General features: G+C 67.1%; 11 protein-coding genes. 8 read left to right on the top strand and 3 right to left on the bottom strand.

The window, feature by feature from the left end; genetic code table 11:
* Positions 1-133: 133 nt before the first annotated feature.
* Both ACLJPD_RS03770 and ACLJPD_RS03765 read right to left on the bottom strand, forming a co-directional pair.
* Entirely contained in the window at positions 134-1615 is a 1482-nt protein-coding gene (locus tag ACLJPD_RS03770) for an MFS transporter (RefSeq protein ID WP_410870297.1), read from the bottom strand.
* A gap of 168 nt (positions 1616-1783) precedes the next feature.
* A complete protein-coding gene (locus ACLJPD_RS03765) occupies positions 1784-2455 on the bottom strand; it encodes a FadR/GntR family transcriptional regulator (RefSeq protein ID WP_410870296.1) in 672 nt (223 codons plus the stop codon).
* A gap of 335 nt (positions 2456-2790) precedes the next feature.
* On the opposite strand from ACLJPD_RS03765, the gene ACLJPD_RS03760 reads away from it, so the two are divergent.
* The 7 genes from ACLJPD_RS03760 to ACLJPD_RS03730 all read left to right on the top strand — a co-directional run bounded on the left by ACLJPD_RS03760 (position 2791) and on the right by ACLJPD_RS03730 (position 11471).
* Positions 2791-3936: an MFS transporter gene (locus ACLJPD_RS03760; protein WP_410871906.1), complete on the top strand. Its 1146-nt coding sequence runs from the start codon at positions 2791-2793 to the stop codon at positions 3934-3936.
* Positions 3937-4223: 287 nt separating this feature from the next.
* Positions 4224-5678, top strand: a complete 1455-nt coding sequence (locus ACLJPD_RS03755) for a nitrate/nitrite transporter (RefSeq protein ID WP_410871905.1) — start codon at positions 4224-4226, stop codon at positions 5676-5678.
* A 30-nt stretch (positions 5679-5708) separates the two neighbouring features.
* Positions 5709-8258 (top strand): nitrite reductase large subunit NirB, encoded by a 2550-nt coding sequence (gene nirB, locus ACLJPD_RS03750; protein ID WP_410870295.1) that lies wholly within the window; start codon positions 5709-5711, stop codon positions 8256-8258.
* A gap of 63 nt (positions 8259-8321) precedes the next feature.
* Complete coding sequence (gene nirD / locus ACLJPD_RS03745; RefSeq protein WP_410870294.1) at positions 8322-8702, top strand: nitrite reductase small subunit NirD; 381 nt, start codon at positions 8322-8324, stop codon at positions 8700-8702.
* Positions 8699-9943 (top strand): uroporphyrinogen-III synthase, encoded by a 1245-nt coding sequence (locus ACLJPD_RS03740; protein WP_410870293.1) that lies wholly within the window; start codon positions 8699-8701, stop codon positions 9941-9943. The genes nirD and ACLJPD_RS03740 overlap by 4 nt, the downstream gene beginning before the upstream one ends.
* Positions 9937-10674, top strand: a complete 738-nt coding sequence (locus ACLJPD_RS03735; RefSeq protein WP_410870292.1) for a sirohydrochlorin chelatase — start codon at positions 9937-9939, stop codon at positions 10672-10674. The genes ACLJPD_RS03740 and ACLJPD_RS03735 overlap by 7 nt, the downstream gene beginning before the upstream one ends.
* 80 nt (positions 10675-10754) lie before the next feature.
* Positions 10755-11471 carry a hypothetical protein gene (locus ACLJPD_RS03730; protein ID WP_410870291.1) on the top strand — a complete coding sequence of 239 codons (717 nt, stop codon included), beginning with the start codon at positions 10755-10757 and terminating at the stop codon, positions 11469-11471.
* Here ACLJPD_RS03730 and ACLJPD_RS03725 read toward each other — a convergent pair.
* On the bottom strand, positions 11455-12402 hold the full coding sequence (locus tag ACLJPD_RS03725) for a GlxA family transcriptional regulator (protein WP_410870290.1): 948 nt from the start codon (positions 12400-12402) through the stop codon (positions 11455-11457). The two genes, ACLJPD_RS03730 and ACLJPD_RS03725, sit on opposite strands and share 17 nt — an antisense overlap.
* Positions 12403-12528: 126 nt before the next feature.
* Here ACLJPD_RS03725 and ACLJPD_RS03720 point away from each other — a divergent pair, with 126 nt between their 5' ends.
* On the top strand, positions 12529-13473 hold the full coding sequence (locus ACLJPD_RS03720; protein WP_410870289.1) for an NAD-dependent epimerase: 945 nt from the start codon (positions 12529-12531) through the stop codon (positions 13471-13473).
* The last annotated feature ends 54 nt before the right edge of the window (positions 13474-13527 follow it).

Here is a 13527-nt window from a genome sequence, read left to right as displayed (position 1 = left end):
CTCCGTTCAGGATTCGCCACACGATAGCTGGATAGCTTTCGGTGAGCGAGACGGAACGGAACCCGATGGGAACGCACAGCGGAAAGCCACGCTCGGGGAGGCTGTTCCGAGCGTGGCTTTCCGTGGGTGGGTTCTACACGTTGGCGTAGGCGAGGGAGGGCATCTTCTCGGTGGCGAAGGAGGCGCGCAGGTAGCACCACCAGGTGACACCGGCCATCACCAGGAAGGCGCCCGCATAGGCCCAGAAGGCAGGTGCCATCGTGCCGAAGTTGATGTTGGACAAGCGAAGTGCCTGCTGCAGGATGAATCCACCGAAGGCACCGACCGCGCCGATCACGCCGATCGCGGCACCGGCTTGACGGCGAGCCGACGCCTGCGCCTCGGTGATCTCCATGCCGTGTTCGGCGGCGTACTTCTTGGCGGTGGCACCGAAGATCGAGGGGATCATCCGGTAGGTGGAGCCGTTCCCGATGCCGGTGAGCACGAACAGCAACAGGAACGCGGCGAGGTAGAGCGGGAAACTCTTCATCGACAGCGCCGTCATGATCAACGCCACCGCGACCGCCATGCCACTGAAGACGAACACCGTGATGCGGGCGCCACCGACCTTGTCGGAGATCCACCCGCCGACCGGTCGGCTGAACGAGCCGACGAAAGCGCCGAGGAAGGCCAGGTTGCCGACCATGCTGATCCAGCTGATCGAGGCCAGGTGCGGGAAGTTGGCCTTGATCAGGGTCGGGAAGGCGAACGAGAAACCGATGAACGAACCGAACGTGCCGATGTAGAGAAACGACATGATCCACGTGTGCGGGTTGGTCAGCGCCAGCTTGTAGGACTTCCCGTCGGCCTTGGCGGAGACGATCGAGTCCATGTACCGCAGCGCGCCGAACGCGGCGATCAGGATGAACGGCACCCAGACCAGGATCGCGAGGGTGATGCCGAACCGGTAGCCCGCGGCGTCCTTGGCGAGCAGATGCGTGCCGAAGGTGATCAGCAGCGGCGCGACCAGCTGTGTTTGCGCCACACCGAGATTGCCGCCCGCGGCATTGATGCCGAGCGCGGCACCCTTCTTACCCTCGGGGAAGAAGAACGAGATGTTGGCCATCGAGGACGAGAAGTTGCCACCGCCGACACCGGCGAGCGCGGCCAGCAACAGGAACACCCACATCGGGGTGCCGGGCTGGTTGACGAAGTACGCCAGGCCGAGGGTCGGGATCAGCAGCATTCCCGCACTGAAGACGGTGAAGGCTCGACCGCCGAACTTGGGGACCGCGAAGGTGTACGGGATACGCAAAGTCGCGCCGACCAGGGTCGGGACCGAGGTCAGCAGCAGCGCGTTGGCGACGGCGGTGGGGTTTCCCTTGCCGAGGCCTTCCAGGAAGGTGAACCCCGCGGCGCCCATGGCGGTGACGATGGAGCCGAACAGCACCCAGACGCTGAAGCCGAGGTTCTCGGCGAACACGGAGAACCACAGGTTCTTCTTGGCGGTCTTCTCACCACCCGATTCCCAGAACTTCGCATTGTCGGGTTCCCACTGGGTCAGCCAACGACCCTTCTTCTGATATTCGAACGACGGAGATTCCGTCGCCTGGCCGGTGGCGGCGATTGCGGTCATCGGCTTCCTCTCGATCGAGCGCGTGTGCGGTGTCGAGATAAAGGTAGGAGCCGGTTGTTGCGTGACAATGGCCTCAGGTGACGTTCCCGGCAACTACGGCTCACCGCGCGAATTCGCACGTGGTGACAGCCCGGTTACCTGGAATTAGGAACCGCGACAATTCCCAGCTCAGCGGTCCGGGTATTCGGCGATGAGCGAGCCGAGGAAGCAGTTGGCGGCCTGCACGGCGCGCTCGGCGTCGCCGTCGATGACGGCCTGCACGAGTTCGGCGTGCTCGGTGTCGTAGGCGTCGTCGGATTTCGCGGTGCGCGCGTGGATCACCTGTTCGATGATCGGCAGCAGCGAATCGTAGAACTCCAGGTATACCGCGTTGTGGCTGGCCACGACGATCGCACGGTGCAATTCGACGTCGGCGGCGATGGCCACCGGGTCGGGTTCGGCCCAATTCCGGTTGCTGCGTTCGGCGAGCAAGCGCTGGAGGGTGGCGATATCGGCGTCGTCGCGGCGGCGCGCGGCCAGACCCGCCGCGGTGGTGTCGAGGGCCTGGCGCAGTTCGAGGATGTCGCGTTCGTGCGCGTCGGCGAAGTACTTGCCCAGGGTGCCGCCGACCTCCGAGGTGGCGATCACATAGGTGCCCGAGCCCTGACGGCGTTCGAGCATGCCTGCGTGCACGAGCGCCTGGACGGCTTCGCGCACGGTGTTTCGACCGGTCCCGGTGAGCTCGGTGAGCTCGGGTTCGGTGGGGATTCGCCGGCCCACCGGCCAACGGCCGGAACGGATTTCGGCCCGAAGCTGTTCGGTGACCTGGGCGATGAGGCTGGTACGCCGGACGGGTTGCACGTCCGCAAGGGTACTGGGCTGTTCCGCCTCTCCGGGACTTCAGGCCAGACTTGTGCGCGGGGTGACCTGGGTCGGCGGCCGGCGGGATGTCGGCTGTGCGTCAGCCCGTTCCCGGTGAGTTACCCATGTTCTCGCGGGAGATCGCTCACAGTCGCTTGGCAGCAGTCATCGGGTCATCCTATGATTCTCGGGTGCCGCCGTTCCGTGATTTCCAGCCAGCTTCTGGCGCCGGGTCGACCTCTGTGGACGACCGGCGTGGTGGCGTCGACCCGTCTCCGGAGATCACCGAGCGGTCGCTGATCGAAGGTCGGCTGCTCGTTCTGGCGGCCATCATCATGTCGGCGCTGACGTTGCGCGCCGCGGTCACCGCGTTCAGTCCGCTTGCCGAGACGATCGGTGCCGAGATCGGGTACGGGACGGGGATCGTCGGGGTGTTCGGCATGTTGCCGACCGCGATGTTCGGTCTCGCCGGGCTCGTCGCGCCGCTGTTCGTGCGCCGGATCGGGCTCGAGCGGACCGTGTTGGTGGCGATGCTGCTGGCCGGTGCGGGGTCGCTGGTGCGGGTGTTCGCCACCGGGACCGGCGGACTGCTGGCGTTCTCCGGGGTGGCGCTGCTCGGGATGGGTATCGGCAATGTGGTGATTCCGCCGCTGGTGAAGCGGTATTTCGGCGATCATCTGGCGGCGATCAGCTCGCTCTACATCGTGATGGTGCAGCTCAGTACTGTCATTCCGGCGTTCGTCGCGGTGCCGGTGGCCGAGGCGCACGGCTGGCGGATCTCGATGGGTGTGTGGGCGATGGTCGGCTTCGCCGCCGCGATCCCGTGGTTGGTGGTGCTGCGCGGTCGGCGTGGTCGCGACACGGTCGACACCACCGCCCTGCCCACGCAGGCACCCGAGACCGGCAAGGTCTGGCGTTCGCCGGTGGCATGGGGGATGGCGGGCATGTTCGGCATGACCTCGCTGACCACCTACGCGATGTTCGCCTGGCTGCCCAAGATCCTGTCCGACGCGGGCGCGAGCGCCGGTTTCGGCGGCAGCATGGTCGGCTTGTTCGCGCTGATCGGCCTGATCCCGGCGCTGGGCGCGCCCACGATCGTCTCCCGGATGCGCAATCCGTTCCCCGTCGTCGTCGGGTGCATGGTGCTGTTCGCGACCGCCTTCGTCGGCCTGCTGGTGGCGCCGATGCAGGCACCACTGCTGTGGGTGGTGCTGCTCGGCCTCGGCCCGTCCACCTTCCCCATGGCGCTGACGCTGATCAACCTGCGCACTCGCACTCCCCAGGGCTCGGCGGCGCTGTCCGGCTTCACCCAGGGTGTCGGTTACGCGATCGCCTGCACGGGCCCGCTGCTGTTCGGCATGCTCCACACCTGGACGGGCGGTTGGCTGGCACCCTTCGGGCTGTTGGCCGTCGCTCTCGGTGTTCTCCTCGTCGGTGCCTGGCAAGCCTGCAAGCCGCGCATGCTCGAAGATTCTTGGTAACGCGACGAACTTCTCACCGTCGGTCGCCTGCCGAAGTGCGGCGTGCGTGACTCTGGCCTAAAGTCGCTGGCAAGAGGCGCAGCTCACACCCTCACCGGCGAATATCCCGATTTCTCGCTGCTTCCTTACGCGCGGAAATCGTTGCGACACATACCCGAAACAAAAGGGCTGATCTCACCTTCCTGATCGGGGGAAGGTGAGAAACCGTTGATTCAAGCGACATTTCCCGCAGCATTTCGGCAATACCCCTTTCCTATCGTTGGGCCATCGCACTTTATGGGAGGCCCATCTTGAGCACGCTGAAGCGGAACCACGACATCGACAACTGGGATGCCGAGGATGTCGCGGCCTGGGAAGCCGGTGGCAAGGACGTCGCCAAGCGCAATCTGATCTGGTCGGTGATCGCCGAGCACATCGGATTCTCGGTGTGGTCGATCTGGTCGGTGATGGTGCTGTTCATGCCCACCGACAAGTACGGCATCGACGCGGCGGGCAAGTTCTTCCTGGTCGCCATGCCCACCCTGGTCGGCGCGTTCCTTCGCATTCCCTACACCGTCGCCACCGCCCGCTTCGGCGGCCGCAACTGGACGATCTTCTCCGCGTTCCTGCTGCTCATCCCGCTGCTGCTGACGCTGTACTTCGTCAACCAGCCAGACACCTCCTACACCACGTTCCTGATCGTGGCCGCGTTCGCCGGCTTCGGCGGCGGCAACTTCGCCTCGTCGATGACCAACATCAACGCCTTCTACCCGCAGCGTCTCAAGGGCTGGGCGCTGGGCATGAACGCCGGTGGCGGCAATATCGGTGTCCCGGTGATCCAGCTGTTCGGCCTGCTGGTGCTGGTCACCCTCGGCGGCGACTACGCCTCGGTGATCTGCGCGATCTACCTGGTCCTGGTCGGTGTCACCGCAGTCGGCGCCGCGTTCTACATGGACAACCTGACCAACCAGCGTGCCGACCTGTCCTACATGGTCAAGGCCCTGCGGGTGCCGCAGTCCTGGGCGATCGCGTTCCTCTACATCGGCACCTTCGGTTCGTTCATCGGTTACAGCTTCGCCTTCGCCCAGATCCTGCAGATCAGCTTCAAGGCAGGTGGCGACACCGCCGCCCAGGCCGCCATCCACGCCGCGTCGATCGCCTTCATCGGCCCGCTGCTCGGTTCGCTGGCCCGCCCCTACGGCGGCAAGATGGCCGACCGCATCGGTGGTAGCAAGGTCACCATCGTCACCTTCGGTGCCATGATGGCCGCCGCGCTGCTCGTGATCGCCGCCTCGACGATGGCCGACGGCAACAAGGGTGTTGCCACCGGTGCCACCATGACCATGCTGGTCGCGGGCTTCATCGCCCTGTTCGTCCTGTCCGGTTTCGGCAACGGTGCCGTCACCAAGATCATCCCGTCGGTGTTCGAGGCCAAGTCCAAGAGCCTGCCGTTCTCGCGAGTCGAGCAGGCGGCCTGGTCGCAGAACACCTCCGGTGCGCTGATCGGCTTCGTCGGCGCCATCGGCGCGCTCGGCGGTGTCGGCATCAACATGGTGTTGCGCAGCTCCTACGCCAGCACCGCCTCGGCCACCACCGCGTTCTGGGTGTTCCTCGCCTTCTATGTGGTCTGCGCGGCCGTGACCTGGACGGTGTTCCTGCGCCGTCCGCGCCTTTCCTCCGACTCCGCTGTGGTGGTCGAGGCCGAGTCCCTGGTCCTCGAGGCCGAATCGAACGCTTCGTCGGCCAATTCGTCGGCTCGCTGACAACCGACCACTACCAAGGAGGTCACTCTCATGAACAGCACTCGCAAAACAGCGGTCGTGGTCGGCCACGGCATGGTCGGACACCGTTTCGTCGAAGCCCTGCGCTCGCGCGACGAGGCAGGCGTGTGGCAGGTCGTCATCCTGTCGGAGGAGAAGCTGCCCGCGTACGACCGCGTCGGCCTGTCCTACTACGTCGGCAACTGGAACACCGATGAACTGGCCCTGCCGGGCAACATGTACGACGGCGACGCACTGGTCGACCTGCGACTCGGCCAGCGCGGCGAGTCCATCGACCTCGAGGCCAAGACCGTCACCAGCACCAGCGGCGACGTCATCGCCTACGACGCCCTGGTCATGGCGACCGGTTCCTACCCGTTCGTGCCGCCCGTCCCGGGCCACGACCTGCCCGAGTGCTTCGTCTACCGCACCATCGACGACCTCGACGGTATCCGCGCCGCCGCCGAAGCCGCCGGTCCCGGCGCGCACGGTGTGGTCGTCGGTGGCGGTCTGCTCGGTCTGGAAGCGGCCAACGCGCTGCGTCTGCTCGGGATGACCCCGCACGTCATCGAGTACAACGGCCGCCTGATGCCCGCCCAGGTCGACGCCGGCGGTGGCGCGATCCTGGAGAAGCTCGTCACCGATATCGGTCTCAATGTGCACACCGGGGTCGGTACGGCCAAGATCGTCTCGATCGAGGAGGAGGGCGCCGACAACGTCACCGTGCACCTGTCCAACGACGCCGAGATCAAGGCGTCGCTGGTGGTGTTCTCCGCCGGTGTCCGCCCGCAGGACGCACTGGCCAAGGCCGCGGGCCTCGCGATCGGCGCGCGCGGCGGCATCCTCACCGATGTCAGCCTGCAGACCTCCGACCCGAGCGTCTACGCGATCGGTGAATGCGCCGCGATCGAGGGCGTCTGCTACGGCCTGGTCGCCCCCGGTTACACCACCGCCGAGATCGTCGCCGACCGCCTGCTCGGCGGCGCCGGCGAGTTCCCCGGTGCGGATATGTCCACCAAGCTGAAGCTGATGGGCGTCGATGTGGCGTCCTTCGGTGACGCGCACGCCACCACCGAGGGCGCGCTCGAGGTCGTGCTGCACGACGCGGCCAAGGGCACCTACGCCAAGCTGGTCGTCTCCGATGACGCCAAGACCCTGCTCGGCGGCATCCTGGTCGGCGACGCAAGCCAGTACGCGGCCCTTCGCCCGCTGGTCGGCCGCCCGCTGCCCGCCGACGCCGCCGCGCTGATCTCCCCGGCCGGTGCCGAACTCGGTGCCGACTCGCTGCCCGACGACGCCCAGATCTGCTCCTGCAACAACGTCAGCAAGGGCGCGATCTGCGGCGCGATCGCCGAGGGCGCCTGCGACATCCCGGCCGTCAAGAGCTGCACCAACGCCGGCACCTCCTGCGGTGGCTGTGTGCCGATGCTCAAGAAGCTGCTCGAGCAGTCCGGCGTCGCGCTGTCGAAGGCGCTGTGCGAGCACTTCTCGCAGTCGCGCGCCGAACTGTACGACGTGGTCGCCGTCACCGGCATCCGCACCTTCTCCGAGCTGATCGCCAAGCACGGCAAGGGCTCGGGTTGCGATATCTGCAAGCCGACCGTCGCCTCGATCCTGGCGTCGACCTCGAGCGAGCACATCCTCGATGGCGAGCAGGCCGCGCTGCAGGACACCAACGACCACTTCCTGGCCAACCTGCAGAAGAACGGCACCTACTCGGTCGTCCCGCGGATGCCCGGTGGCGAGGTCACCGCCGACCAGCTGATCGTGATCGGCGAGGTCGCCAAGGAGTTCGGCCTCTACGTCAAGGTCACCGGTGGTCAGCGCATCGACCTGTTCGGCGCCCGCGTGGAGCAGCTGCCGCTGATCTGGAAGCGCCTGGTCGACGTCGGCATGGAGTCCGGCCACGCCTACGGCAAGTCGCTGCGTACCGTGAAGAGCTGCGTCGGTTCCACCTGGTGCCGCTACGGCCAGCAGGACTCGGTCGGCATGGCCGTGTTGCTGGAGAAGCGCTACCGCGGTCTTCGTTCGCCGCACAAGATCAAGCTGGCCGTCTCGGGCTGCGCGCGTGAGTGCGCAGAGGCCCGCGGCAAGGACGTCGGCGTGATCGCCACCGAGCACGGCTGGAACCTCTACGTCGGCGGCAACGGCGGCCTGGTTCCCAAGCACGCGGTGCTGCTTGCCGGTGACCTCGACGACGAGACGCTGATCAGCTACATCGACCGCTACCTGATGTTCTACATCCGCACCGCCGACCGCCTGCAGCGCACCGCGCCGTGGCAGGAGGCACTGGAGGGCGGCTTCGATTACCTCAAGGCCGTCGTGTGCGACGACAGCCTCGGTATCGCGGACGACCTCGAGGCGGCCATGGCCAAGCATGTCGAGGGCTACAAGGACGAGTGGGCCGCGGTCCTCGAGGACGAGAACAAGCTCTCGCGCTTCGTCTCCTTCGTCAATGCCCCTGACCAAGCCGATCCGACGATTTCGTTCGACGACAGCGGCGAACGCAAGGTACCTGTGCTTCTCGGTCTTCCCGGCATGCCCGTCGGTGTTGCGTCGGACACAGCACCGGCTGGGAAATAAGCACTTAACGCTGCGGAAACAGGGTGCCTGTACCAATAGGTAAGGCTCTCGGAGGAGGAACCGATGACCGTTATCGACACACCCACCATCACCACAGAGACCGCGACCTGGACTCAGGCCTGCCGACTCGATTTCCTGATCCCGGGGCGCGGCGTTGCGGTCCTGCTGAAGGGCGGCCGTCAGGCGGCCCTGTTCCTACTCACCGACGGCACGCTCGCCGCCGTCGGCAACATCGATCCGTTCGGGCGGGCCGCGGTGATGTCGCGCGGCATCATCGGTGATCGTGGTGGCATCCCTGTCGTCGCGTCGCCGCTGCTCAAGCAGGCTTTCTCGCTGATCGACGGCCGCTGTCTCGACGACGAGTCCAAGTCCCTGCCGGTGTATTCGGTCCAACTCGACGGCGGCGTCGTCGCGGTCTCGAACGAACCGGTGCAGACCCCATGACCGCTCCCACCGACAGTGGCCCGTGCCTTGCCGGCTTCACGATCGGCGTTACCGCGGCTCGCCGCGCCGAGGAATTCAGCACCCTGCTCACCCGCAGGGGCGCGACGGTCACGTCCGCCCCGGCGATTCGCATCATTCCGCTGGCCGATGACACCGAGCTCGAACGTGTCACCGAACTGCTGATCGCCGATCCGCCGCAGATCACCGTCGCCACCACCGGCATCGGTTTCCGCGGCTGGATGGAAGCGGCCGAGGGCTGGGGTCTGGCCGAAGTACTGCGCGACACCCTTGCCTCGACCCGCATGCTGGCCCGTGGCCCCAAGGCCAAGGGCGCGATCCGCGCCGCTGAACTGCGCGAGGAGTGGTCGCCTGCCTCGGAGTCCTCGGCCGAGGTGCTCGATCACCTGCTCGCCGAGGGCGTCGAAGGCGTCCGCATCGCGGTGCAGCTGCACGGCGCGACCACCGAATGGGAGCCGGTTCCCGACTTCTGCGAGGTGCTGCGTTGCGCGGGCGCCGACGTGGTTCCGGTGCCGGTATACCGGTGGGAGCCGCCGACAGATCGTGGGCCGATGGACACGATGATCGAATCGATCATCTCCGGCAGTCTCGACTGTGTCACCTTCACCAGTGCGCCCGCCGTGGCGTCACTGTTGATGCGCGCCAAGGAAACCGGGCTCTTGGAGTCGGTGCTGCACGCGTTCCGTGGACGGGTGCTCGCCGCCTGTGTCGGCCCGATCACCGCGGCCCCGCTGGAAGAACTCGGTGTGCCGACGACGATGCCTGCCCGTGCTCGGTTGGGTGCGCTGGCTCGCCATGTGGCAGAAGAACTTCCGCGCCGCGCGAGCCGGATCTACGCGGCCGGTCATCTGGTCAGCGTGCGGGGTGGCTGCGTGGTCGTCGACGGTGAGGTGCGTCAGTTGGCGCCCGCGCCGATGGCGTTGATGCGGTCGCTGGCCCGTCAGCCGGGTCGGGTCGTTTCGCGCGAAGATCTGCTGGCCGCGCTGCCCGGTGGCGGTGACGACACCCACGCGGTGGAGACCGCGATCGCGCGACTGCGGGCAGGTCTGGGCACTCCCAAGGCCATTCAGACCGTGGTGAAGCGCGGATACCGGCTGGCCTTGGACGCTGCCGACTGCTCCGATACTCCTGCTGTGCGGCAGTCTGTGCCGCCGCCGCATCCCTCGGGGATCGGGACGCCTGCTCGGTCGCCGCGGCCTGCCCAAGCGATCGGGGTGTGGTGAGTGCCGGGGTGCCGGGCGATCCGGCTCTGGTGCTCGTCGCGCACGGCACCCGTAGTGCGCGTGGCGTGGAAATGATCGCGGCGCTGGCCGATGCGGTGGCTGCCGAACTCGGTGTCGCGGTGTCGTCGGCGCCGAATGCTTCGCTGCGGACTGCCTTCGTCGATGTGCTCGGGCCTTCGCCCTCGGAGGTTCTGCGCGATCTCGACGGGCCCGCTGTTGTTGTGCCCGCGTTTCTCGCTTCGGGGTATCACGTGTACCAGGACGTTCCGCGTGAGGTTGCCGAGAGTGGGCATCGCGCGGTCGCTGTGACCGATGCGATGGGGCCGGATCCGGCGTTGACCCGGGTGATGGCGGTGCGGTTGCGTGCGGCCGGGTGGAAGCCTGGGGATGCGATTGTGTTCGCGGCTGCCGGGTCTTCGGATTCGCGTGCGCGCCAGGATGTTCGGCGGGCCGCGGGGATGCTTGCCGAGCAGCTGGGTGCGCCGGTTCGGATCGCCTACGTGGCCACCGGGGCGCCTCGGGTGCCCGAAGTTGTTGCCTCGCTTCGGGAGTCGGGTTCGAAACGGGTGTTCATCGCGTCTTATCTGTTGGCGCATGGTCTCTTTCACCAGCGGTTGCATGATGCGGGGGCCGATGGGGTGGCTGAGCCTATCGGTGTGCATCCGGGGGTTGTTCGGTTGATCGTCGATCGGTATCGGAGTGCGGCTCGGGAGCTGGTCGGCGTTCGCTGACGCCGATCGCGCACAGCGGGCCGGTGTCGGCGGCTGCGGCTAGAGTTGGGCCCGACTTCACAACCAGGGGGCACAGCTCGATGTCAGATTCGTCCGCAGGCCAGGGCTATCCATCCCAGGATGACGGGCTGACGGCGTATCCGGACGCGCCGAGCCAGGCCGTACCGCAACCGCCGTACGGTCCGGTGCCGGGTGCGGCGGGATCGCCGCCGCCCTATGCGCCGCCCCCGCCCTGTGGGCCGGGTGCTCCGTATCCCGTGCCGGGTGGTGCGTATCCGCCGGTGGATGTCGCGCCGCGGGTTGTTCCGCAGAGTGTGCAGATCGCGTTCTACGTGATGCTGGTGGGGGCGGTGGTCACCTTGCTCAGCATGGCCTACTCGCTCACCATGCTCGACCAGACTCGCAGCGACGCGCTCGACGCCTCGGGTGGTGTGTTGCGGGGGAACGAACTCGATCTTCTCGTGTACGCGAGCGTCGGTGGGGCCATCGTGAGTTCGCTGGTGACGGCGGGGTTGTGGGTGTGGATGGCGTTCGTCTGCCGGGCGGGCAAGAACTGGGGACGGATCACGGGGTCGGTGTTCTTCGGGATCAACGCGCTGTTCTACGTCGTCGGCACGGTGATGGCGTTCGTCACCTCGACGGCGGGGATCGCGCTGGTGTTCAGCACGGTCACCCTCGGCATCGGACTCGCCGCGGTGATCCTGCTGTGGAACGGCATGTCCTCGACCTTTTTCGCACCCCGGGCGCCGCAGGGCTACCAGCCCTACCCCGGCTACCCGCCTACTGCGCGGTACTGAAGTTCGCGCGGTAGACGCTCGGCGGAACGCCCAACTGGCGAACCATGTGCTGGCGCAACGATTCCGCCGACCCGATCCCGCTGTGCCTGGCGACCTGTTCGACGGGCAATGTGGTCGACTCCAGCAGTTCGCGGGCGCGGTGGAGGCGCTGACTCAACAACCATTTCTGGGGGCTGAGGCCGGTTTCCTCGTGGAATCGGCGGGTCAGGGTGCGCACGCTGGTTCGCGCGTGTTCGGCCAGTTCGCGTAGCGACAGGGGAGTGTCGAGGCGTTCGAGCGCCCAGGCTCGGGTGGTCGAGAGGGAGAGATCGTCGTCGGCGGGGAGCGGGGTATCGACGAACTGAGCCTGGCCGCCTGCCCGCACGGGCGTCACCACGGCTGCCCGCGCTGCCGCGTTCGCCACGGTGGCGCCGTAGTCGGCTCGGATCAGGTGCAGGCACAGGTCGATTCCGGCGGCCGCGCCCGCGGCGGTGGTCACCGGACCGTCCTCGATGAACAGTGCGTCGGTGCGCACCCGCACGAGCGGATGGTCGCGGGCCAGTTCGTCGGCCAGGCCCCAGTGCGTGGTGGCGGTGCGCCCGTCGAGCAGCCCGGCCTGGGCAAGCACGAAGGCGCCGCTGCAGATCGAGGTGACCAGGACGCCGCGGTCGACGGCCGCGCGCAGCGCCTGCAGAGTCACCGGGTCCGCGTCCGTGCGGCTGCCGGTACTCGGCACGATCACCGCGTCGGCGCGGTCGAGGACATCGAGTCCGTGCCGGATCACCACATCGAATCCGCCCGGGGTCGACGGCAGCACCCCGGGCTCGGCCGTGCAGACCACCACCCGATAGCCGGGTTCGCCGTCGATCATGACCGAGCCCATCAGTGTTTCCGGCATCGACAGATCGAAGGATTTCACCGGGGGGACGGCAACCACCGCGATGGTCTTCATGGCCTGATCCTTGGGGTAGCTGGCATTCCGGCCACTAGTCTAGCCATCGCGTGCACGGCATCGTTGGGTGTGCGGGCGGAACTCCTTCGGCCGCATCGAAAGCTGTTGTTGTGAAAGGGAATTCACATGTCCACTCATGTAGTGATCGGCCGGGGCGCGACCGCCACCGCCAGCGCGTTGTTGCTCACCGAAGCCGGGGATCGGGTACGGATGGTGAGCCGAAGCGGGCTCGGCCCCACCCATCCCGGCGTGGAACTGATCGCTCTCGACGCCAACGACACGACTGCCTTGGCCGAGGTCGCGACCGGCGCGGCCACTGTCTTCAACCTGGCGATGCCCGCGTATCACACCTGGCCGGAGACCGTTCCGCCCTTGTTCGGTTCAATCCTCGCGGCGACGGAAACCGTGGGCGCCGACCTGGTCATGCTGGGAAATCTGTATGGCTACGGCCCGGTAGACGGTGTCGTCGACGAAAGCGCACCGCTGGCCGCCACGGGCAGTAAAGGCGCGGTCAGAGCCAGGATGTGGATCGAGGCGCTCGTCGCGCACGAGGCCGGCCGGTTGCGCGTCACCGAAGTGCGCGCGGGTCAATTCCTCGGCGTGGGAGCGGTGTCGGTGTTCTCCCTGCTCGTTCAGTCCGCGGTCCTGGCGAGCACCCCGGCCGAGGTGCCGCAGGAGCTGGACCTCCCGCATTCCTTCACCGCGATCGGTGACGCCGCGGCCACCTTGGTCGCGGTCGCGCGCGACGATCGGTCGTGGGGGAGGGCCTGGCACGCGCCCGTGATCACCACGACCGTCCGCACCGTCGCGAACAGGCTCGCCGCGTTGGCCGGCGCCGCGACGCCCGAACTCGCGGTGCTCACCGACGAGGAGATCACCGAACTCGCCGAACAAGATCCGTTCTGGGCCGAACTGTTCGAGACGAAACACATGTCCCATCGCGAGTTCGTCGTCGACGATTCGGCGCTGCGGACCACCTTCGGACTCACTGCGTCGGCACTGGACTCGGTGCTCGCCGAGGTGGTCGCCGCCGACGCGGCCGCGCGGGTATCCGTGCCCGACACGGGGTAGATGCCGTAGGTTTGCCGGGAAACCAGTCAACGGTTGCTTTCGAATCCCGGGAGG

Source organism: Nocardia sp. A7 (assembly GCF_046549215.1).
Classification (GTDB): Bacteria; Actinomycetota; Actinomycetes; order Mycobacteriales; family Mycobacteriaceae; genus Nocardia.
This window is presented reverse-complemented; position numbering and strand designations above follow the sequence as displayed.

Excerpts from the sequence above, each read along its gene's own strand:
- ACLJPD_RS03770 (WP_410870297.1), bottom strand. The coding sequence starts at position 1,615 with ATGACCGCAATCGCCGCCACCGGCCAGGCGACGGAATCTCCGTCGTTC.
- ACLJPD_RS03760 (WP_410871906.1), top strand. The coding sequence starts at position 2,791 with ATGTCGGCGCTGACGTTGCGCGCCGCGGTCACCGCGTTCAGTCCGCTT.
- nirB (WP_410870295.1), top strand. The coding sequence starts at position 5,709 with ATGAACAGCACTCGCAAAACAGCGGTCGTGGTCGGCCACGGCATGGTC.
- nirD (WP_410870294.1), top strand. The coding sequence starts at position 8,322 with ATGACCGTTATCGACACACCCACCATCACCACAGAGACCGCGACCTGG.
- ACLJPD_RS03740 (WP_410870293.1), top strand. The coding sequence starts at position 8,699 with ATGACCGCTCCCACCGACAGTGGCCCGTGCCTTGCCGGCTTCACGATC.
- ACLJPD_RS03730 (WP_410870291.1), top strand. The coding sequence starts at position 10,755 with ATGTCAGATTCGTCCGCAGGCCAGGGCTATCCATCCCAGGATGACGGG.
- ACLJPD_RS03725 (WP_410870290.1), bottom strand. The coding sequence starts at position 12,402 with ATGAAGACCATCGCGGTGGTTGCCGTCCCCCCGGTGAAATCCTTCGAT.
- ACLJPD_RS03720 (WP_410870289.1), top strand. The coding sequence starts at position 12,529 with ATGTCCACTCATGTAGTGATCGGCCGGGGCGCGACCGCCACCGCCAGC.